The organism is Paenibacillus sp. SEL3, assembly GCF_054602585.1.
The window spans coordinates 4,588,886-4,608,992 of record NZ_CM137725.1 but is presented as its reverse complement, the minus strand read 5'-3'; the positions used below and the strand labels follow the sequence as shown (position 1 = coordinate 4,608,992).

At 47.5% G+C, this 20,107-nt stretch carries 20 protein-coding genes; 7 read left to right on the top strand and 13 right to left on the bottom strand.

Annotation, left to right across the window (positions count from 1 at the left end; translation table 11 throughout):
* Positions 1 to 119: 119 nt before the first annotated feature.
* The 5 genes from ACYCS5_RS21205 (at position 120) to ACYCS5_RS21185 (ending at position 4,582) form a co-directional block, all read left to right on the top strand.
* Positions 120 to 650: a cysteine hydrolase family protein gene (locus ACYCS5_RS21205; protein WP_340884689.1), complete on the top strand. Its 531-nt coding sequence runs from the start codon at positions 120 to 122 to the stop codon at positions 648 to 650.
* Between the two features lie 590 nt (positions 651 to 1,240).
* Positions 1,241 to 2,425: an acetyl-CoA C-acetyltransferase gene (locus tag ACYCS5_RS21200; protein ID WP_209949652.1), complete on the top strand. Its 1,185-nt coding sequence runs from the start codon at positions 1,241 to 1,243 to the stop codon at positions 2,423 to 2,425.
* Between the two features lie 54 nt (positions 2,426 to 2,479).
* Positions 2,480 to 3,220 (top strand): acetoacetate decarboxylase, encoded by a 741-nt coding sequence (locus tag ACYCS5_RS21195; RefSeq protein WP_039269579.1) that lies wholly within the window; start codon positions 2,480 to 2,482, stop codon positions 3,218 to 3,220.
* 43 nt (positions 3,221 to 3,263) lie between these two features.
* The gene (locus ACYCS5_RS21190; RefSeq protein ID WP_029516237.1) at positions 3,264 to 3,929 is read left to right on the top strand and encodes a CoA transferase subunit A; all 666 of its coding nucleotides are present in this window, start codon (positions 3,264 to 3,266) and stop codon (positions 3,927 to 3,929) included.
* Positions 3,926 to 4,582 carry a 3-oxoacid CoA-transferase subunit B gene (locus ACYCS5_RS21185; RefSeq protein WP_029516236.1) on the top strand — a complete coding sequence of 219 codons (657 nt, stop codon included), beginning with the start codon at positions 3,926 to 3,928 and terminating at the stop codon, positions 4,580 to 4,582. Before ACYCS5_RS21190 ends, ACYCS5_RS21185 begins: the two co-directional genes overlap by 4 nt.
* 198 nt (positions 4,583 to 4,780) lie before the next feature.
* Here the strand turns inward: ACYCS5_RS21185 and ACYCS5_RS21180 are convergent, their stop codons facing one another.
* The 3 genes from ACYCS5_RS21180 to ACYCS5_RS21170 are packed head-to-tail and all read right to left on the bottom strand — an operon-like array spanning position 4,781 to position 6,236.
* Positions 4,781 to 5,761, bottom strand: a complete 981-nt coding sequence (locus ACYCS5_RS21180; RefSeq protein ID WP_165144708.1) for a hypothetical protein — start codon at positions 5,759 to 5,761, stop codon at positions 4,781 to 4,783.
* 3 nt (positions 5,762 to 5,764) lie between these two features.
* Entirely contained in the window at positions 5,765 to 5,944 is a 180-nt protein-coding gene (locus ACYCS5_RS21175; protein WP_029516235.1) for an H-type small acid-soluble spore protein, read from the bottom strand.
* 52 nt (positions 5,945 to 5,996) lie between these two features.
* On the bottom strand, positions 5,997 to 6,236 hold the full coding sequence (locus tag ACYCS5_RS21170; protein WP_029516234.1) for a hypothetical protein: 240 nt from the start codon (positions 6,234 to 6,236) through the stop codon (positions 5,997 to 5,999).
* A 210-nt stretch (positions 6,237 to 6,446) separates the two neighbouring features.
* Between ACYCS5_RS21170 and ku the strand changes: the two genes are divergently transcribed.
* On the top strand, positions 6,447 to 7,361 hold the full coding sequence (ku, locus tag ACYCS5_RS21165; RefSeq protein ID WP_340884684.1) for a non-homologous end joining protein Ku: 915 nt from the start codon (positions 6,447 to 6,449) through the stop codon (positions 7,359 to 7,361).
* A 22-nt stretch (positions 7,362 to 7,383) separates the two neighbouring features.
* On the opposite strand, the gene ACYCS5_RS21160 is transcribed toward ku, so the two are convergent.
* The 8 genes from ACYCS5_RS21160 to ACYCS5_RS21125 all read right to left on the bottom strand — a co-directional run bounded on the left by ACYCS5_RS21160 (position 7,384) and on the right by ACYCS5_RS21125 (position 16,292).
* Complete coding sequence (locus tag ACYCS5_RS21160; protein WP_459760086.1) at positions 7,384 to 9,237, bottom strand: ABC transporter ATP-binding protein; 1,854 nt, start codon at positions 9,235 to 9,237, stop codon at positions 7,384 to 7,386.
* Positions 9,238 to 9,379: 142 nt separating this feature from the next.
* A complete protein-coding gene (locus ACYCS5_RS21155; protein WP_165144699.1) occupies positions 9,380 to 10,873 on the bottom strand; it encodes a nucleotidyltransferase domain-containing protein in 1,494 nt (497 codons plus the stop codon).
* A 28-nt stretch (positions 10,874 to 10,901) separates the two neighbouring features.
* Complete coding sequence (locus tag ACYCS5_RS21150) at positions 10,902 to 11,387, bottom strand: lasso peptide biosynthesis B2 protein (RefSeq protein ID WP_029516230.1); 486 nt, start codon at positions 11,385 to 11,387, stop codon at positions 10,902 to 10,904.
* A 1-nt stretch (position 11,388) separates the two neighbouring features.
* Positions 11,389 to 11,691: a lasso peptide biosynthesis PqqD family chaperone gene (locus ACYCS5_RS21145; protein WP_029516229.1), complete on the bottom strand. Its 303-nt coding sequence runs from the start codon at positions 11,689 to 11,691 to the stop codon at positions 11,389 to 11,391.
* Entirely contained in the window at positions 11,678 to 12,721 is a 1,044-nt protein-coding gene (locus tag ACYCS5_RS21140; RefSeq protein WP_069011101.1) for a phosphoenolpyruvate carboxykinase (ATP), read from the bottom strand. Before ACYCS5_RS21140 ends, ACYCS5_RS21145 begins: the two co-directional genes overlap by 14 nt.
* Positions 12,722 to 12,920: 199 nt before the next feature.
* On the bottom strand, positions 12,921 to 13,049 hold the full coding sequence (locus ACYCS5_RS21135; RefSeq protein WP_134902123.1) for a paeninodin family lasso peptide: 129 nt from the start codon (positions 13,047 to 13,049) through the stop codon (positions 12,921 to 12,923).
* 52 nt (positions 13,050 to 13,101) lie between these two features.
* Positions 13,102 to 15,027 carry an asparagine synthase-related protein gene (locus tag ACYCS5_RS21130; protein WP_340884678.1) on the bottom strand — a complete coding sequence of 642 codons (1,926 nt, stop codon included), beginning with the start codon at positions 15,025 to 15,027 and terminating at the stop codon, positions 13,102 to 13,104.
* Positions 15,024 to 16,292 (bottom strand): sulfotransferase family protein, encoded by a 1,269-nt coding sequence (locus ACYCS5_RS21125; protein ID WP_340884676.1) that lies wholly within the window; start codon positions 16,290 to 16,292, stop codon positions 15,024 to 15,026. The genes ACYCS5_RS21130 and ACYCS5_RS21125 overlap by 4 nt, the downstream gene beginning before the upstream one ends.
* Positions 16,293 to 16,505: 213 nt before the next feature.
* Here ACYCS5_RS21125 and ligD point away from each other — a divergent pair, with 213 nt between their 5' ends.
* A complete protein-coding gene (gene ligD, locus ACYCS5_RS21120) occupies positions 16,506 to 17,408 on the top strand; it encodes a non-homologous end-joining DNA ligase (RefSeq protein ID WP_029516225.1) in 903 nt (300 codons plus the stop codon).
* Positions 17,409 to 17,477: 69 nt separating this feature from the next.
* Here the strand turns inward: ligD and ACYCS5_RS21115 are convergent, their stop codons facing one another.
* Complete coding sequence (locus tag ACYCS5_RS21115) at positions 17,478 to 18,422, bottom strand: YitT family protein (protein ID WP_029516224.1); 945 nt, start codon at positions 18,420 to 18,422, stop codon at positions 17,478 to 17,480.
* Between the two features lie 192 nt (positions 18,423 to 18,614).
* On the bottom strand, positions 18,615 to 20,045 hold the full coding sequence (gene cls / locus ACYCS5_RS21110) for a cardiolipin synthase (RefSeq protein ID WP_029516223.1): 1,431 nt from the start codon (positions 20,043 to 20,045) through the stop codon (positions 18,615 to 18,617).
* Positions 20,046 to 20,107: the final 62 nt, after the last annotated feature.

Sequence of the window (20,107 nt, the reverse complement as noted above, 5' to 3'; positions counted from 1 at the left end):
TTCGTCCGAATCGGACCCTTCCAACTTGTTCTTTATTATATAGTTCACCTTATGTCGCCGCAAGGCATGAAGACATGCTATTGTAAGTTAGATGATACACACAGGGAGGGATCGAAACGATGGGACAAACCGTTTTACTCTTGATTGATGTTCAGCAGGCGATGTTCATGTATGATGAGAAGCTGTATCGCGAGCAGGAAGTTGTATCGCATTTACAGCAGCTTTTGGACAAAGCCAGAGCTACAGGTACACCCGTGGTTTTTGTACAGCATACCGATGAAGCGGATGAGGATTTCCGGGAAAACAGTGTAGGCTGGGCCATCGCCGATGTGGTGCGCCCTCTTCCTCATGAACGAATTGTCCGTAAATCATCCTGGGACAGCTTCTACCAAACCGAATTGGGCCATGTGCTGAAGGAACTGGGGGCCGATCAGCTCGTAATCGCGGGGATGCAGACCGAGTTTTGCCTCGACACGACTTGCCGAAGCGCCTATAGTCTGGGATACCAGAACAACGTGCTCGTATTGGATGCGCATAGTACATTTGATAGCAAGGTGCTGAGCAGTGAACAAATTGTAGCTCATCATAATGAGATGCTTGGCAATCGTTTTGTGCGTTTACTCACGACAGCAGATGTACATTTTTCGTGAGTTATTGATCCAATTCACAAGTTTTCACTATCTCGCAAAGACGTCATCATTTTTATTGGAATTCCAAATGTATTCAATTGGATTGGCAACCTGCCTAGCTTTTTCAAGACCAGATTGGTCAGAAACAAAGCCGCCTTCAGAAAATTCTGGAGGCCTTTTTTATTTTCCAGCTGAGTTAGGCGATATTTGTGAGGAAAATTTTTTTACGTATGGATTGTAACTTTCATTTTTAACATAAAATTCAATTTATGATCATGGTTTTCAGAAAAAACAAGAAAATAACAGAAAACGTTAGAATGGCCTAATTATTGTGGCCTATATGACCCTATAAACATCTGTACATAGATATATGTAAATATTTGAACATTGAGCAAAAAATGCATTAGAACTATGATAAAACTGGTTTTAATTTCCAACGAGAGAAGGCGATCGAACCGTCACATTCACTGTCTTAGACACCATGAATATGCCCGCATGCAAATATATCTTGCAGTCGCTACGTCTCTTAGGTTAAGAGCGGAAATTACGAATTGAAGTGCAATCATGGATGTATTGTGTTTTGAACACAGCGAAAGGAATGTGAGTTTTTAATGAAAAAAGTAGCTTTAGTAAGCCCGTTGAGAACAGCGGTCGGCTCTTTTAACAAAACCCTTGCGCCTCTAAGCGCTTCCGAACTGGGAGCAACCGTGATGACAGCATGCCTTCAGCAAAGTAAATTAGAGCCTTCTTTGATTGATCAGATTTATTTGGGAAATGTTCTTCAGGCGGGCAATGGACAAAATCCTGCCAGACAGGCGGCATTAAAAGCCGGTATCCCTATTGATGTACCCGAAACAACGATAAACACGGTTTGCGGTTCAGGACTTCATGCCGTTGCTTTAGCTTACAATTCAATATTGGCTGAACAAGGCAACATCGTCTTGGCCGGAGGCATGGAGAGCATGTCGAATGCCCCTTACCTGCTAAGAAATGCAAGAAACGGCTACAAACTTGGTAACGGTGAGTTGGTAGACTCCCTGGTGGCCGACGGCCTTACATGCCCGATCAACCATTACCATATGGGAATTACCGCAGAAAATGTTGCCGATAAATATGGAATTTCAAGAATGGAGCAGGACGAATTTGCCTATCAAAGCCAGATAAAGGCCGTAGAAGCAAAAAACAAGAAGCTTTTTGAAGAGCAGATTGTTCCAGTCATGATCAAAAACAAAAAAGAAACTATTTCTTTCACAGAGGATGAACACATAAGAGGAAATACAACGAAAGAAAAACTTTCTCAATTAAAACCTGCGTTTAAGGAGAACGGAACGGTTACCGCCGGGAATGCTTCGGGAATCAATGATGGCGCGGCGGCCGTACTTGTGGTATCGGAAGACAAATGCAAAGAACATGCATTAAAGCCATTGGCATATATCAAGGGTTATTCCCTTGTTGGCGTTGACCCTGCATATATGGGAATGGGGCCAGTGAAAGCCATTTCGACACTTCTGAAGCAGCAAGGTATATCCATCGATGCCATTGATCTTTTTGAAATTAATGAAGCGTTTGCCTCACAAGCATTAGCGGTAGTGAAGGAGCTAGGGGTCAGTCTGGACAAAGTGAATGTCAATGGGGGCGCGATCGCGATCGGGCATCCTGTCGGGGCCAGTGGTGCTAGAATATTGGCTACGTTGGTTCATGAAATGGTGCGAAGATCTTCACGTTACGGCATCGCCTCGTTATGCATCGGAACAGGAATGGGCATAGCGATGCTGGTTGAAAATGCGCTCATTTAAAGTGCGTATTCAAGATGAATTTTAGAATATCTGTTAAAGGGAAGGGAGACCGTTATGAATCAAAAAGATGTACTTTCACTCCAATCCATGCCTGCGGCTAGCGGCAGCTACGGGCGCCCGCCATACCGCTTCATCAACCGGGAATTTTTTATCATTACCTATGAGACCGATCCCGCTGCGATTAGACAGGCGGTCCCGGAACCTCTTCAGCCGGATGGAAGCAATACGGTTTCCTATGAATGGATCAAGATGCCCGATTCATCCGGGTTAGGAAGTTATGAGGAAAGCGGTATTGTCATTCCGTGTACTTTTCAAGGAGAACCCTGTAATTTTGTCGCCCAAATGTATTTGGATAACGCGCCTGCTATTCTGGGGGGACGCGAAGTCTGGGGTTTTCCGAAAAAATGGGCAAAGCCTCGCTTGATCGTTGAGGAGACGGAGACGCTGACGGGTACATTGCATTATAACAACGTCCTGGTGGCCACGGGAACTATGCCTTTCAAATATAACATTCTTGATGAAAAGGAAACGGCAAAAGCCATCGCAAAAACACAAGTTAATTTAAAGTTAATTCCTGATGTTGACGGTACCCCCAAAATCGCTCAGTTAGTAGCGTATAATCTTGAGAACATTACTGTAAAAGGAGCCTGGTCAGGGCCTGCCAGATTAAGCCTGATCCCCCATGTTAACGCTCCTGTGGCAGATTTGCCGGTTAAATCTTATATTGGCGGGAAACATTTTATTGCTGATTTAACGCTTCCATATGGAAGAGTCCTCTACGATTATCTTCAATAAAGTTTGCTTTCCTAAAAATATATATATATAAGGAGAAGGAACCATGAATAACAAAGTAATCTCCGCTGAAGAAGCAGTTAAGAAGGTCAAAGACGGAGACACGGTGATGGTCGGAGGTTTTCTGGCAGGAGGCTTTCCGGAGGAGCTGGTTCGTGCGCTTGTCGACACCAATCCCGCCAGCAATCTTGCGATTGTTTCCAACGACACAGGCACACCAGAATTATCTATCTATAAGCTTGTAAAAAGCGGCAGAGTAAAGCGAATTTTTGCATCCTATATCGGCTCCAATCCGGAAACGGGAAGGCTCCTGATGACGAAAGAAGCTGAGGTCCAACTCTTCCCGCAAGGCACGCTCGCTGAAAAAATACGCGCAGGAGGAGCCGGTTTGGGCGGGGTTTTAACACCTGTAGGTGTAGGCACCGTTGTAGAGGAAGGAAAAAAGAAAATCAAAATTGATGAAAGGGAATATTTGCTCGAACTCCCGCTCAAAGCGGATGTGGCGTTAATCAGAGCCCATAAGGCTGATGAAGCGGGGAATCTTGTCATCAACGGCTCTTCACGTAACTTCAATATGGTTATGGCTACAGCGGCAGAGTATGTAGTTGCTCAGGTAGACGAATACGTAAAGACGGGTGAAATTGATCCCAATCATGTCAACGTTCCCGGAATATTTGTCGACGCAATTGTAAAGGTGGGTGAAAACGCATGAATAACAGAGAATTCATTGCTCGAAGAATAGCCCAGGAATTCAAAAGTGGTGAAGTTGTCAACCTTGGTGTCGGATTGCCTACAATGGTAGTGGACTATATCCCCGAGGACATTCATATTATGCTGCAGGCTGAGAACGGAATCCTCGGTGTAGGCCCCAAAGCGGCTCAGGGAAAAGAAAGGCTCGATTGTATCGATTCAGGCGGAAACTACGTTACAACCATGGAAGGAGCATGCTTTTTTGACAGTGCACTTTCATTTTCCATCATCCGCGGAGGGCATGTGGATATCACCGTGCTGGGCGCCCTGGAGGTCGACGAGAAAGGCAACCTTGCAAGCTGGATGATCCCTGGGAAAAAGGTGCCGGGTATGGGGGGAGCCATGGATTTGGTAGTTGGAGCCAAGAGAGTGATTGTAGCCATGGAGCATGTGAACAAAAATGGCGCGCCGAAAATACTGGAACAATGCAAGCTGCCCTTGACTGCTGTAAATGTTGTAAAGACCATAGTAACCGAAAAGGCTGTCATTGATGTTATTCCGGGTAAAGGGCTGATGCTAAAAGAAATTGCTCCGGGTTTGACGGTGGAAGACGTTCAATTAGCAACAGAGGCTAAACTGATAGTTTCACCACATTTGAGGGCCATTGCAGTGTGAAGGTCATAGAAAGGAACCAACTGCATCTTCAAATTAACTTGTCTGGCATTTAACTCGTCCCTACGACTGCACTTGTTATTACAAAAAAAGGTTCGCTAATTGCTCATTGAGCAATTGCGAGCCTTTTTTTGGTGGAGCGGGACCTTTCAAGCAGCATCTGCGATGAAAGCCTACAGCTGTGCAAATAAAATGCGCCTTTTATGAGCGTAAAATCCAATCCGCTACATGCTCAGCCACCTTCGTATGGTTAAGATAAGCAAAGAAGTTGTGGGGATTGGCACGCCCAGTGTGACTATCTTTCCAGAATGTCTGAATAAGCGGCTGATCATCAATACTTTCTATTAAATTTCGATTCAGCATCAGATGGAAATCATCTTCAACCCTTGCATCATGCGCAATGTAGTCATCCTCGGCGTTAATATTGGTCCAATGTCTGATATTTGCGGGATACATACCGTCCTCAGGCTCATTGGAATCATACAAGCTGCGCTTTACGGCTGGCTCGCCTAGCGGATTACCCAATGTTAGCCATTCGTTAAGTTTGTGTTCCCATAGATGTTTGTATTCGCTCATACGTGAAAATTTCCATAAAACATCGTAAGCCACCATGCATCCCATACTATGGGAAAGCAGCATGACATCCCCTCCACTACTTAAAGCCTGGGCTAGAGGACACTGTAGCCTTTCGCGAATTTGGGAGCCTATTACACGACTGGTTAAATAGGCTCCCAGATCAGGGAGAATCCTTTTGATCGCACGGGTACTCATACCAAACAAAGAGAGGTAAGGGCTGAGTATTTTTGCAGCATCATCATAGAAGTGTATAGTGGGTTCATTGGCTATCAGACGCTCGTATTCCTCCGGGGTCATATGATCCGTTGGTCGATTAATTAATTGTTCCATACTTTCGTCGTAATAATGGTCTGGAACGTAGAAATCTCCATCGTCTTCTTCAAAAAGTTTTCTGTACCGAGGCTGACTCTTTAATAAAAGTCGATTGTTGATGTCACCATAATAACTAAATGTCAGTAAAATCTGCTCTTGCTCCAGTTTTTGTGCCGCTTCCTCGTTCACTCGACGCAATCCTGCGATCAGTGCTTTTTTAATAAGACGAAGCATTTCGTCGCATCTGGGCTTTTTGTCACGGCCATGGATAATGACCAGATGTTTGGTTCCCATCTCCTACCGCTCTTCCAGACGATCCACACGGACGGTTTGAGTATTGCCGGGGTTGCTGCCCACCTGTACGGTAGCCATACCGTTTGCTTCATCCACATGCTCAATCCAAATCGGTTTGCCATCCAATTGTACGGCAATATTTTCAGATGAATCATAAATGGCTTTTGCTCGTTCCACGTTCATGCTGTTCTCCTCCTGCTGATTGTTGGTGCATTAATTTAGAAATGTAGGTCACCTAGTCTTCATCTATAAGTCGTTCAACATCCAATGAAGGAAAGCTATGGGAAGGCGAGGTTGAAACTACAGCCTCCAAATCCACATGAGCCACAGCAACGGGAAAAGGCGGCTGAGTTCCATGTGAAAGGGCAAACTCGGGCGGCAATGCATCTTGTTCGCCTGCGGCGGGACCCCGAAAGGCGATATGGCTTTGACCCACACGATGACTGATCTGCCGAGGATAGGATTTTCCGGACATAAATTGTGTACCCCCTTTGAATCGGATATGCCTTACTATGTACCAAAATTGCTGTAACCATGCGCAATCGGCAGCAATTTGCAGTCTTCATCTACACCTCATACAATCACTTATACGAAGCATACTAAGTGAAAATCATATGCTCATATCCCGGGGTGCCCGGAATCGAAGGATGCAAAATGCGGATTAAAGAAAAGGAGGACTGGCGGTATGCATACGGTCTGGAAAGGCGCGATCAGCTTCGGGCTGGTTCATGTGCCCGTTAAAATGTTTTCAGCTACGGAGGATAAGGACATTTCCATGCGTTACATTCACAAGGAGTGTGGAAGCCCACTTAGCTATGTACGAAAGTGTCCCGTTTGTGACAAGGAGGTTGAGTGGGAGGAAATTGGAAAAGGTTACGAGTATGAAAAAGGAAAATTTGTCATGTTCGACAAGGAGGAACTGGAGCAAGTTAGCGGACAAGCGGATAAAAATATCGTGATTTTGGATTTTGTTGATTTGCAGGAAATTGATCCGATTTACTTTCAGAAAACGTATTATTTGTCCCCGGATCAGGCCGGCTCCAATGCGTATAAGCTGCTCATGAATGCAATGAAGGATACCGGGAAAATCGGGATTGCCCAAATCTCCATCCGCTCTAAAAGCAGCTTGGCGGCGATTCGGGTGTTGGATGAATGTTTGGCGGTGGAGACGATGTTTTACCCCGATGAAATTCGTCCCATTGCTCAAGTTCCTAACTTACCGGGGCAGGAAGAGGTTAAAGAGAAGGAGCTGACCATGGCCAAAATGCTGATTGAGCAGCTATCTACACCTTTTGATGCAGCCAAGTATACGGATCAGTACCGCGAGCGTCTGCTGGATCTCATTCAGCATAAAGTTGCTGGTGAAGAGGTGCGAATCGCCCCAACACAGCCTCAGACCAATGTAGTAGATTTAATGGCCGCCCTTCAGGCCAGCATCGAGGCAGTGCAACCTGTCGTTACCGATCCCGGCCCTTCTGCGAAAAAACGCCCTGCGCGTAAACCAGCAGCCCCAACAGCACAGCAGGCGGTGGCAGGCGACAACCTCTCTCCGACTCCAGTCAAAAAGAAAAGAAGCACTGCCAAACGTAAAGAAACTTAAGCTGAGTTACAAAAAAGTCTGGTTAAGGGGTGGCGGTGACACTGCTTTGATACGATAGTAGCTGACTGAACGCCCCCCACTCCTCTTGTTCCAGTTGGCGGTAGTTCCCCTGCTGTATGACCTCGCCTTGATCCAGTACGACAATTTGATCCGCATGTCTGATGGTTGACAGGCGGTGAGCAATGACGATCAACGTCATTTGACCTTTCATCCGTTCCAGTGCTGCCTGAATTGCGGCTTCATGTTCACCATCCAGCGCACTTGTCGCTTCATCTAGTATAAGTACCGGAGGATGATGCAAGATAGCCCGTGCTAATACTAGCCGTTGACGTTCTCCTCCAGACAGACGAATCCCGCGATCCCCAATGATCGTGTTCAGCCCTTCGGGCAGTCTGGATACAAAGTTGTCTGCTGCTGCAAAATGTAACGCCTCCCATAGCTGCTGCTCACTAGCATCCTTATCCGCTAGCATCAAATTTTCGCGGACAGTCGCATGAAATAAAAATGGATCTTGTGACACGTAGCCAAACGACTGCCGCCACTGGGGCAATAATTCGTCGCCCAGAACAAGCCCGTCTATTGTAATCTGCCCCCCAGTTGGACGTAAAAAACCCATCAGGACATCGACCATTGTACTTTTACCCGCTCCTGATTTCCCTACAATGGCTGTCATTTCCCGGGCGGGTATGAACAAATTAATATGACGCAGTGCAGGCTCTGCTGCACCCTCGTAGCGATAATCCAGATGGCTGCATTCAATCCCATGACGAAGGGACAGGGGTTGCCGTTCAGATGCAGATGATAGATTGACCACCGCGGATGGAACGCGAGTCTCAGAGGATGCAAGTGCAATCAATGACGGATCTGTGAAAGCTTCGCACTCTTGTTGCACCTTGGTGACACTTTCAAAAGCGGAGATCATAGACATGATGTATTCCAGACTCGCTTGAATAAGAGCAAATCGAGGCCATAAGCGGGAAAATATAAGAATCAGCACAATCAGTTTTTCAGGTGTAACATGCAGCCACTGCAGCGATATAAATATGACACAAGCGACAAAAACAGCTGCCATTGCACGATGAAAAAACTGTGTGGTCGCATTTTGCCGGACAAATTGAGTCGTATTATCCTCCATGCGTTGCGTCAGGGAGCGAAACCAATGGATATTCGCCGCTTCCAACAGATTGCTTTTTATATCTTTCATACCGTTCATGTGATCCGTAATTCCAGCAAAATAAACCTGTGACAGTTCAGTCGTACGATCACCTAATTGTTTGGCATTTCGAATGGAGCGGCGAAACACAACAAACAGCCCCAATCCACTCAGAAATACCAGTCCGGTTAAAGAGGGGGATAACCAAAAAGCCAGCGCAATCTGGATCAGCGTAAACATGACGGCTGTAGTCAGTTGAAGAAGCAAATTTGTTCCCTGACTGACACGCGCCAGCTCGGTCGTCATCACATGGCTAAAATCAGATTTACGCTGACGCAAATAAAAGGCCCACTGCGCCTTCATAAAGGAAGTGTACACGTCTATTCGAAGAGAACGCATAAAACGCTGCTGAATCCGCGAATTCAGGATGGATTGGTAACGCTGAAGCAAAGCCTGCCCTGTAAGCAGCGCTACAAAAACCATCAACATCCCCGGCAATAGCCAGCTTTTAGGAACGAACGGCAAAAAATGATCCAATCCATCAGACAGAAATGGCATCCCTGAATGACCGACAAATACGCCGATGGCCGCCAGCATAGGAACAAGCATATAAATGCCAAAACCCTCCAGTAGACTGACAATGATCATACACCCAATATTGAGAAATAACGCACCGCCGTTCACGCTATACAGCTTTGTCATATATAATCGCAGGTGAACCATAATGCACACTCCTTATTCAGGACTTTGCAAAATTCGATCCCAATCGCTCCAAAGTGCAATATATAGACGAACTAGACCATTTCGATCTATATATTGTTCATTAAAAGCCGCTTATTGGATTTTCACAAAATCCTCTATCGAGTCAGTGCTTTGAAAATCGCCGCTTCAGCCAGAGAAATGGACGTAAAGGGATATACAAAAAATGCAGCTGACGAGGCAATGGAAAAACGCTCGAATCGCCCGTAGAAGGAAACAAACGGCTGATGAGATACCATAGTCTGTGTCTTGGCTCTTTTAAGGAAAGCAAGTAAGTGCGGCTGACCGGCTGATAGACAGCCCTGTTTTTGGTCATGACTTGGCTGGAGGCAGCAGCTGGAGTCATCGGGGCACAACTGGTAGCGGTGCTCATCGGGCTATGATCGTCGTTACTGGCATCTTCCGTGATGCTAGTAACGCCACGGGTGGCAAGCATGGCTGCTTCGCCAGAGGTACTGCATACTGAAGGACCGCCACCTGGAGGGGCGGCCTCCGCTTGCTCCGCCAAGGCTCTGCTGTGCAGCAGCTCTGATGGAGCAAGCCTACCTGTACCCGACCCGTGGGTGATCGGGTACAGTGCGGGTACGCTGGCCTGCATGAAGGCCAGCGCGCTCAGCGCGAGCCTATGCGCCTGCCGGGTAGCCGATACCGGACGCATCGGCTCCGGTATCGGCGTACCCAACAGCGCAGCGGCGAGTGCCCAAGCCTGCCCGCCAGCAGGCAGGCCCCCGTAGCGGCGCATCATCGGCAGTAGCGCCTCCCAATCGACAGCACATATCGCAAGCCTGTCGATGTCAACCAGCCAGCGCAGCCTGAACCAACCGTGACGCGCACCATGCGCACTCAAGTACAGAAATTGATGCTCGCTGCCAAGCGTATACATACAGGACGTCATCACAGTCCTGTTGTCGGCAGATCCCAACGGTACCTGCCGAATGGCTCCTGCAGCTTTGCCCTTTTTCCGGCAGTTCCACAGCTCGTTAAAAGAGGGTTCCCCACCCCCATCCGGGTGAAGCCGCCAATGCAACTCTATCTCTACCCGTTTTTGCGGATGTAAATAGGATGCATGATGGTCCTTCCATTTCCAACTGCCAAGGACACGCACTTCTCCGCTCTTGGACGAATATCCAGCTTCCTGCATCCAATGCTCAGCCTCATCCATATCGTCAGGGGCAATGAGTAAGTCTATGTCCTTGGAAGTACGCAGAGAAACATCCCCGTATAATTGCTGCGCCAGAGCAGGCCCCTTCAACATAAGCACACGAATTCCATGAGCTATGAGCAGCCTGGTCAGACGCTCGGCTTCTGCTTGAAGATGGAGCATGCGAAGCGTGTTTCGATGATATTGCGCCTGAAGGTTTCGCAACAATTCTGCGGGAATGAATGGATGATTCAATGTTTTTAGCTGGAGATACACCGTAGGTACCACTCGATGGTGCTCGGTCAGACGTAAAAAGCGGACCCAATCCATCTCACGCAGCTGGGTAGCAGCAGTCGTATCCTGCCAATGAATAACGTCCTTCCCCAATAGAGAGAGTAACAACGTTAATTCTTGATCCTCATTCCAATTCGCAAGTTCCAAAACAGACTTGGTGGGCATGCATTCTTCTCCTTCGTGTCTCATCGCATTAAAGTAAAGAACTACTTTTATCTTCCATATTCTTATTTGTATCCATCACAGCACGTCTTCCGAATATCCCCACCACCGTAAATGCTTCCATCTCCCGTTTCCCCGTAACATAAATCGGTCCGCTACGTACCCATGCATGTGCAGCCAAGCGTCCAGCGGCATTTTTGGCTGTACCCAGATACAGCGTGCAGTCCAGTTTCCTGCGCCCCAGCAACGTCATCGCCGCAGCGGCTTGTACAAGACAACTACTACGCCAAGGAGTATAACTGCTTGCCAGCTCTACAGCGTGTGAAATCTGCTGAATGGACTTCTCTTGCCCAACGTCACACTGCCATGGGGTTTCTTCCATACGTATGCCCCAAGCCCTTGAGTAATCCCAAAAAGAACGACGCTGGCGCAGCCTCGCCCATCCCAGCTCCAGCCAGGCTTCCGGCAACAATCTTCTGACTTCTGGAGACAGGAGAAGAAGCCGTTGTATCCGCATGTTATACCGGCTCCCGTAGAAGCTTTAACAGTCCTTCCCGCTCCAACTCAGCCACAAAGGTATGTACCTGCTGTCTGCACTGTTCCTCGTCCACCTCATATTCGTTCGTCAGGACAGTTACGATATCGCCAAGTGAAGGACCGGATTCTGCCAGTTCCCAGATTCGTCCTCCTGTGTAGCCTAAATTGTAATATTTACCAGTGTTAATGCTCATCATCACTTTTTCTCCGTCCATATCACTGACGTAGACCTCTTCATTGTAAATGACGCGATAATGATCCTTAGCTGGATTAGTGGCTGCCATAACTCTTTTCCTCCTTACGAATGAGTTCAAGTACCCGTTGTACAACCTCGGACGCAGTAAAGACGGAACTATCCCTCAGCAAGCGCCAGCCCTCCACTTTCCGAGCCATCCTAGCCGCTGTATCAAACGACCATTCACTCAAACCCATTCGCGGAATAATCACCCTGCGATATGTATGTTGTAGTAATGTATGCAAGCACTCCAGAACGTTCAAGGGCTGTTCCGTAACCGACACTAGCTCCCCTTCGCGCATCAACGCACGGGTTGGAGAATCTGCCACCAGCTCGAATACGCCCCCTAAGGGCAGCGGATCGTTATAAAAATCATCTACAGCGGGTACGGCATATTTATTCAGCTCACCTGCAAGCGTACGCAGATCTGTGTATTGTGGCATTACAGAATTGTCGTCAGTTAGGGACTGTATGTGCTTTCTTTTGCGTACATGCTTGTTCTCCCGTAAAGCCTCCAGTTGGAGCAAGCTTTCAAGCCCCAGCTTTTGCTGCGGATAAGCTGGATACACAATGGCAGAGGAACCCGTAGCTTTTACAGCAATCACGTCATCACTAACCATCTGATAACCTGCCTGCCTAAAAACAGCAGCCAATGTCGATTTCCCCGTACCCGATTCACCCACAAATGCGTAGGCCCTCCCCCCGATGACGACCGCACTTCCGTGAATAGGTAATATTCGTCTTTGCATCAGCAGAACACCCATGCATGTACCCAGCACAAACAGCCGCACGGTGTCAGGATCAGCCCCAGAGAATATACTTACCTCGATCTCCTTGCCTTCCCTGACGGCATAAATGGCCGTGCCCGGTATTCGGAACATAAATCGCTCATCCAGCATCACAAAATTGGCCTGCTCCAGCTGACCACTCCATGCAGTCAAATCAGCCTGTCGAATGACTACATCCTCTACCACTCCTGGTGCTGCCAGCATCAGCTCAGGCAGATTCAGCTCACTCGCAATCCTGAGTCCAAAGGCCGTATATTTCGTCCAACTGACATTTGCACTCCTGTCATGCACGTAGGACTCACTCCTCTGTCTTTAAAAATCCCGTCTTTATTTCTTGGGCAACACCTCTAACCCGAAAGAAATAAAGACGGCTGTATATTGAATACGAGTCCAATGGATCATGCTATTTTCGTTCATTCAATCGTTATCGGCCCAGTTGTCTGGCTTCCAGTCCAACATTGGCTGCATGTATAACATGTATAACCATCTATTAGCTTGGATTATAGATATCGGCATCGTGGTCGGACACCCAATCAATCTGTCTCCAGCCTTTACCCGCCATAGTCTGGCTAATATCCAGCACCTCTATCGTCGGTTCCTGCCATTCTTTTTTACTCATTTCATCACCTCCCCTCCAACGAATGGCGAACTGTCTGACCGAACAGATTCGATCAGTTGAATCTACAGAGAAAACGGTACACAATCAGGCTATGCATGAGTAGTCTTATATTCGGATCAGACGCCTGCTCAGGGCCGGGGTGGTGAAGTTTTGCCATAGCCGTCTTAATAAACTCAATATTGAGATATTCGGCGGCTCGTAAATCATGACACATCAGTTGAAGCTCCCCCATAAACGTATCCCAACAAGGAAGCATACGATGTAGCCAATCTGCAGGCTGCACGCCGCGTACCCGCTGGTTCAACCGAACATCATCAGGTAGATGATCACGCATGGCCGTACGAATGAGGGCACGGTCCCGACCGTTTTGTACATACTGCTCAAAAGGCACCGATAAGCAAAAGCGAATTACCCGGCTGTCCCCGGTCGGATCACGTTCCCATAGGCCGTAACGTAGTGAAAGTTTGGTCGCGACCACACCATTTTTGTTGGCAATCGCCAAATTTGAGAACTTCTCTTTTCTCGTCTGATCGGCATTTTTCATCCAACCTGTTCCGCTCAATACAGGAATATCTTCTACATTCATCCGTTGGGCAAACTCTGGGTGAATCAGTGAAGGAACGGGACTGCTATGGCCACGCCGCAGCCATAAACGAGGTTCAAGTGAAGTCGCTTTCTTCAACATCACGGGGAGTAGATGAGACATACGCCTGCCCGTAAGCTTGCTGTACCGCCTCAATCCCTGAAAGGATTGCAACCAGTGCAAATGACGAAACTGACGGGCATAATAGTCCAGTGCAGGGCCCCACGATACGGAAAAATTGCCTCGTGCCCCGGTCAACAGTACACCGACATTGTGTTCCTGCGCTTTTTCATAAAAACCTCTGATCCAGAAGGAGTTTTCAAAATATTTGTAGGGAGCCTCCATCAAATCCAGCCAAATATCAATTTCTGAAAACGGACTTTTTCCCTCAAAATCCATATAGTTCTCGTGAATGTTGCCCACATAGCGAGCCGTAGAATGAATGTAGCTTCGTTCGTTCGCCAGCAATGTAGGCGGTGTCCAGTCTGTAAAATCTTGAACAGGCACATAGCTGTAGGCATGTAGCGGCTTTTGTTGCAAGTGCAGCGCTGGCGCGGCAAAGCTGGCAACCGCTCCGGAATCCAGCCCTCCGCTCAAGGCAGCCCCTACAGCGCGATGCGTCCGTAATCGGGCAGTGACCGCCTGTGTGAACACCTCGTGGAAAGCTTCTATGTACTCACCTCCTGTTTTGAGCCGCAGTGGCTCTACCTCATCCAGGCATGCATATTTATGAAGGGTTCGCTTCCCCTCCTCCATAGTGAACCAATGTGCAGGAGGAAGCTGGTTGATATGCTTGTAGGCGGTCGTCCCGATATCGACGGATTCCTGCATGGTGCGGATGGACAAAAATTCGGCCAGCCACGGTTCATGCAGTTCTTTTCGCAGAGAGGACAGGGCCAAAAGCGGAGCGACTACCGTGCTAAACGCGAATCCTCGGTCATGTTGGTAGATGTACAGCGTACGATGGCCTGTCATATCTCGAGCACCATATAATCGATATTCCTTGGCATCCCAAATGACAAAGGCAAAATCACCTATCAGATAACTGGCTGCCTCCACTCCCCATTTGTCATATGCCAGCAAAATCAGCTCGCTGTCCGTGATATCTTGCCGCCGTTCCTGCTCAACTCCCAGCCGTTCAAACAGCTCGGAACGATTGTCAATAATCGCATCCGCCGTGATTGCCAAATCTCTTAGCTCATCATAAAAGGGAAGACGCTCATGAACAGATTCCGGGGTCACATACTGGGCATGACAACCCAAAAAAATAGAGCCTTCACACCAAGCGCATACGCGGTCAGCGGGATATTTCCGCAGGGCCTGCATCATTTTCCCGCCTTCTTCGGTGCATACAGACTCATGCCCAAAGCTATAGATTCCGGCAATCGCACTCACGTTCTTCCCCCTTTTTCTTTTCCTATACTTGATAATGCTACAGACGCCAAGTACCTGAGTTTACGGGCCAAGAGGCTGCGAGATCGGAGACCTTGATGTGGGCGTTGATAGCTTTGAAGCTGAGCGATAAGACGGTTCCGCTCCTCATAGCTATGTGCCAACCTGTTTTCCAGTGATTGGATCCGTCGATCGTTCACGCTCTGGTCCACATGCATCCATGTCGGATCTTGGGGTGGAGTATGATGGATTGCATTTGTCATGAGTTCTCTGTTATCTGTATCCTGTTCTTCCAGCATCCGATAAGCTGCCTTCCATTCAAAGCCGCTTTGCTGGAGGAATTGTTGTGTACGTCGACTCAGCAGCTCCATATCTGGCTCATCTTCAAAGCGAACTCCAGTCATCTGTTCAGCCTGCTCCAGCGCTTCCGCGTAACCAAGTTGCTTAAACATGCGGGACCCAATGCTTCTGCAATACAGCTCAATTTCCCTTTTACTCAACACATGTTGCCAGCTATGTACCGAATCCTGATGCGCCTGTTCATGCTCTCCTACGAATGGATCGCCCGCTCCCATACTATAAAAAAGACTGGATTTGGGCGTATCCGCGAAATCTCCGTACTTTTCCATCCCCGCTTCATAATGGATTCCCAAAAAACTGCACAGTTTCTCGATCTCCATCGTTGGATTGGATACGAGTTGTTCATACCTAAGCGGGTATGCAAGTGGATGAGGTGTAGCAAAATAATGAGTATAACGGAACAAACCAACCGTAATATCCGTCATTTTCATATTAAAATGCGGACTCCCCAGTTCCTCCAGTAGTTGAAAACGTCCGTTCCGTAGCTGATTGACCTTTTTGAATGAGGCCACAATGGCCAAAGGGTTTCGGATAAGCCACAACCTGCGGGCAGCAGGGAATAAACGGTCTATAAATTCCAGCACCGTATAGTAACGCGGGGATTTGTCGATAAGCATATCTGCTGTTGTACCTTGAAGCAAACCATTATATATTTCAAGTGCATACGAACGGGAGGCCTGCTCCAATACGTCGGAGGGGACCATACCTTTAAAAAATTGCCGGAGTATCCCTGTTCCTCCATATGGACGTGCATGTGACTGCGGAAGATCATATAAACTGAGCAGAAACCACATTTCCTGCGTGGCAAACAGGCGGGAATGGTTTTGCAAAATGGCGGTAAGCAACGAGCTTCCACTCCGAGGGACACTTAACAGGAATACCAGCCCTCCGCCTTGCTTTTCAATCAAGCAAACTCCTCCTCTACCTCTGCTCAAGACACTTTAATAGATACATACCGTATTTTTATTATAAATTTATGATACATAATGTATCTTGTCAATCCTTTTGATGGATAAATTCAGCACTTCACGTTCATGTTAAACCCTATGTAGATCTAAAAGCTTAACAATCAGCCTGTAAATAAAGATTTTGCTGCATATTAGCCAAAGGAGGATAGCACAATGGGACAAGCTGTTAAAGGTACTATTACCATTGAAGGTCAGGAAATTCCTATCACCAACCCGGATAAACCGCTGTGGCCTGAAGCAGGCGTGACTAAGGCGCTGTATCTTCGCAAGCTCGCGGTACTGGCTCCCTTCCTGCTCAAATATTGTCATCATCGTCTGCTGACCGTCATCCGCTGGCCACATGGGATTCACGGTGATTTTTTTTATCAGAAAAATGCCCCACGTCCTCGGCCGGACTATATTGAAACCGCCCTGCATGATGGCATTGAATATATCGTGCTCGGCAAATTGCCACAACTCCTCTGGCTTGGTAATCAAGCTGCGTTGGAATTCCACCCCTCTCTGCACGAAGCGGGAAACAAGCTGCCCTGTGAATGGATGATTGACCTTGATCCATCCAGAGAGGTGGAGCCACGTATTATGGAGGCAGCCTCTATTGTCGGTGAAGTACTGGCTTCGCTTGGTTTGGACTCCGTCCCCAAAACATCCGGGGCCACAGGTGTACAAATTATCGTTCCGATCCGTACAGGCATAACCTTCGACGAACTTCGCAGCATCGGGCTATTAGTCGGACAGTTTGTGACAGAAAAGCACCCGCATCTGTTCACACTCGAAAGGTTAAAGAAGGATCGTGGAACAGCCATCTATTTTGATTATTTGCAGCATTATCAGGGGAAAACTCTGGCCGCTCCTTATACCCCGCGGGCACGCCCCGGCGCTACGGTCTCCACCCCGCTAACATGGGAAGAGGTACGGCAAGATGTATCACCACTTGACTACCATTTGCTGAATATTGAGGAACGACTAAATCAGGTAGGCGACTTGATCGACAAGGTTCCTCCCCAACCTGTAGAAGATGTCCTCAAGCATATGCGCACCAAGGCACACCGAACCTGATCCATGCTTGGAAGAACAAAAAAGGGGACGAACCCCGCAGCCATTAGGCTGAGGAATTGTCCCCTTGCGCTAGTGTATTCCTTTTTTCTTAAAGCGTCCGCCCTTCACATCGTGAATGTTACCGATCGCAACGAAAGCGTGCGGGTCCCAATCTTCAACGATGCTCTTCAGCTTCGCTTCCTCCAGTCGGGTGATGACGACGAAAATCACTTTCTTGCTTTCGCCTGTAAAGCCACCTTCACCTTCCAGATAAGTTACGCCCCGTCCAAGACGATCCGTCAGGGCATCCCCGATATCACGGTATTTGTCACTAATAATCCAGACCGATTTGGACTGATCCAGACCTTCAATCGTAATATCAATCATTTTCATGGCGATATAATAAGCAATCATGGAATACAGGGCATTTGGCCAACCGAACACAAAACCTGCACTTCCCAGAATGAATATGTTAACGAACAGTACGATCTCACCGACCGAAAAAGGAGTCTTTTCACTGACGAGAATAGCTACGATCTCTGTTCCATCCAGCGAACCGCCGGACCGAATCACAAGACCCACCCCAACACCGAGAATGACGCCCCCAAAAATAGCGCCGAGCAGCGGTTCACCAGGAGTCAACGCACTTACATTGTGAAGTAACGCGGTTCCAATGGACATAACGACGATACCGAATAATGTGGATAAAGCGAAGGTTTTACCAATTTGTTTGTAGCCGATAAGTAAAAATGGAAGGTTCAACAGGGTCAGGAAAATACCGAGCGGATAGCCAGTAATCTTGGAGGCCATAATGGAAATACCTGTAACGCCTCCGTCAATAACGCCGTTAGGAACCAGAAATATTTCCAATCCCACTGCCATCAGAGCTGCACCAACTACAATCATGGCTGCACGCTGAAACAGGCGTTTTACTTTGTTCTTCGGATTAGCTGGAATTTTGCTGATCTTGGTCAACTCTCCGGTCACATCTGTAATCTCAGATAAACTTTGGACTTCCTTGCTCACTACACTCATATATAAATCCCCCCGTTACAGTATGATATATTGGACAAAAAAGGGGCTGCTATCCGCAGTCCCCTATTCTTTACCGCGCTATTTATATAAATAGTATATCACAAAACTGTGATTTCGCGCAAAAAAGTTAGCAAAGAGCACATAAATCACAATAAAGCGGGATTATAGCGATAAAAACGACGAAAATCGCCTTTAAAGGAGTGGAGAGAGCATGCGAGTTAGAATTTCAGCTATTTTCTGAGATCTAGGCCGTCTGCGGAACACGTTTAAATCTATGCGTGAGGAGTTGGAAATGTCCTCTACAAAATCTGCCGAAAGCCGTTCCAGCGCTGAATTAGCAAAAACTACAGCGGTCAACTCAAAATTATAGAAAAAGCTGCGCATGTCCATATTGGCGGTCCCGACCGAGCCGAGTAAATCATCGACAATCACCACTTTGGCATGAATAAATCCTTTTCGATATTGGTAGAACTCCACCCCTGCCTCCAGCAGTTCTTGTACATAGGACAGAGACGCCAAATGAACTAACTTCGAATCGGACTGATAGGGAATAATAATTTTCACATCTACGCCACTGACTGCCGCCAGCTTGAGCGCCTCATAAATGCCCGGATCGGGAATAAAATACGGCGTCGTAATCCAAATCCGCTTTTTGGCAACTGTGAGCGCCCCAAAGCACATTTCCTGAATCGTATCCCATACCTGATCGGGACCGCTGCTCAAAATCTGTACTTCCTCATCCCCGGTACAGGTATGTGGAGGAAATAAATTCACATCCATCAGTCTCTCCCCTGAGGCCAGCTTCCAGTCACTAAGAAACGCATTTTGTAGAAAATAGACGCTATCTCCTTCAATCTGCAAATGCGTATCCCTCCAAAATCCTACTTTGGGGTATTTTCCGAGATAATCGTCGCCTACATTAATCCCTCCTACAAATCCAACCATGCCATCTACCACCACGATTTTCCTGTGATTGCGATAGTTAATCCGGCGGTCCAGTGTGGCGAAAAACGGAGGTAGAAAATAATGAAATTCCACTCCCGCCTCACTACAGGTGCGAATAAAGGAATAGGGTAAATTGTAGCTCCCCACACCGTCTACAACGAATCGTACTTTTACTCCCTCACGTGCCTTGCGGATCATGACCTCTTGAAACTTTCTTCCGATTTCGTCGGCCCGAAATATGTAAAACTCCACATGGATATGATGTTGCGCATGTTCCATCGCTGCCAGCATGGCCTCGAAGGCTTCTTCACCGTTCGTCAGCACACGTGTGCGGTTACATCCAGTCAACGGGTTTTCCGACATACGAATTAACTGGTTAAACAGGCGCTCCTGATGTTTGAAATGAGGATTATGCATTTGCTCCACATGTTCAATGACCTTGGATTGCGCCCATAGACGCTCGCGGAATTCACGAAACAGCTGCGATCCCCCTTTTCGAACCACTTTACGCTTCTGATAATCCTGTGCAACAAAGTAGTACACGACAAAGCCAATGAGCGGGAAGCAAAACAAAATAAAAAGCCAGGCTACCGCTTTGGACGGCTTGCGAAATTCAAAGAGCAGGATCGTCCCGGTCTGAAAAATAAAAACAATTAAAACCAACAGCAACCACAGCATGTCTAAGCCTCCTTATATATCTCAGGATTTTGCAAAATCCTCATCTACGTTTTATACTAAGC

Bases quoted from the DNA above. Each gene is read 5' to 3' on its own strand.
- ACYCS5_RS21205 (WP_340884689.1), top strand. From the start codon at position 120: ATGGGACAAACCGTTTTACTCTTGATTGATGTTCAGCAGGCGATGTTC.
- ACYCS5_RS21150 (WP_029516230.1), bottom strand. From the start codon at position 11,387: ATGCGGATACAACGGCTTCTTCTCCTGTCTCCAGAAGTCAGAAGATTG.
- ACYCS5_RS21200 (WP_209949652.1), top strand. From the start codon at position 1,241: ATGAAAAAAGTAGCTTTAGTAAGCCCGTTGAGAACAGCGGTCGGCTCT.
- ACYCS5_RS21115 (WP_029516224.1), bottom strand. From the start codon at position 18,422: ATGAGTGTAGTGAGCAAGGAAGTCCAAAGTTTATCTGAGATTACAGAT.
- ACYCS5_RS21185 (WP_029516236.1), top strand. From the start codon at position 3,926: ATGAATAACAGAGAATTCATTGCTCGAAGAATAGCCCAGGAATTCAAA.
- ACYCS5_RS21195 (WP_039269579.1), top strand. From the start codon at position 2,480: ATGAATCAAAAAGATGTACTTTCACTCCAATCCATGCCTGCGGCTAGC.
- ACYCS5_RS21190 (WP_029516237.1), top strand. From the start codon at position 3,264: ATGAATAACAAAGTAATCTCCGCTGAAGAAGCAGTTAAGAAGGTCAAA.
- ACYCS5_RS21170 (WP_029516234.1), bottom strand. From the start codon at position 6,236: ATGTCCGGAAAATCCTATCCTCGGCAGATCAGTCATCGTGTGGGTCAA.
- ACYCS5_RS21160 (WP_459760086.1), bottom strand. From the start codon at position 9,237: ATGGTTCACCTGCGATTATATATGACAAAGCTGTATAGCGTGAACGGC.
- ACYCS5_RS21135 (WP_134902123.1), bottom strand. From the start codon at position 13,049: ATGAGTAAAAAAGAATGGCAGGAACCGACGATAGAGGTGCTGGATATT.
- ACYCS5_RS21155 (WP_165144699.1), bottom strand. From the start codon at position 10,873: ATGCCCACCAAGTCTGTTTTGGAACTTGCGAATTGGAATGAGGATCAA.
- ligD (WP_029516225.1), top strand. From the start codon at position 16,506: ATGGGACAAGCTGTTAAAGGTACTATTACCATTGAAGGTCAGGAAATT.
- ku (WP_340884684.1), top strand. From the start codon at position 6,447: ATGCATACGGTCTGGAAAGGCGCGATCAGCTTCGGGCTGGTTCATGTG.
- ACYCS5_RS21180 (WP_165144708.1), bottom strand. From the start codon at position 5,761: ATGGGAACCAAACATCTGGTCATTATCCATGGCCGTGACAAAAAGCCC.
- ACYCS5_RS21145 (WP_029516229.1), bottom strand. From the start codon at position 11,691: ATGGCAGCCACTAATCCAGCTAAGGATCATTATCGCGTCATTTACAAT.
- ACYCS5_RS21175 (WP_029516235.1), bottom strand. From the start codon at position 5,944: ATGAACGTGGAACGAGCAAAAGCCATTTATGATTCATCTGAAAATATT.
- cls (WP_029516223.1), bottom strand. From the start codon at position 20,045: ATGCTGTGGTTGCTGTTGGTTTTAATTGTTTTTATTTTTCAGACCGGG.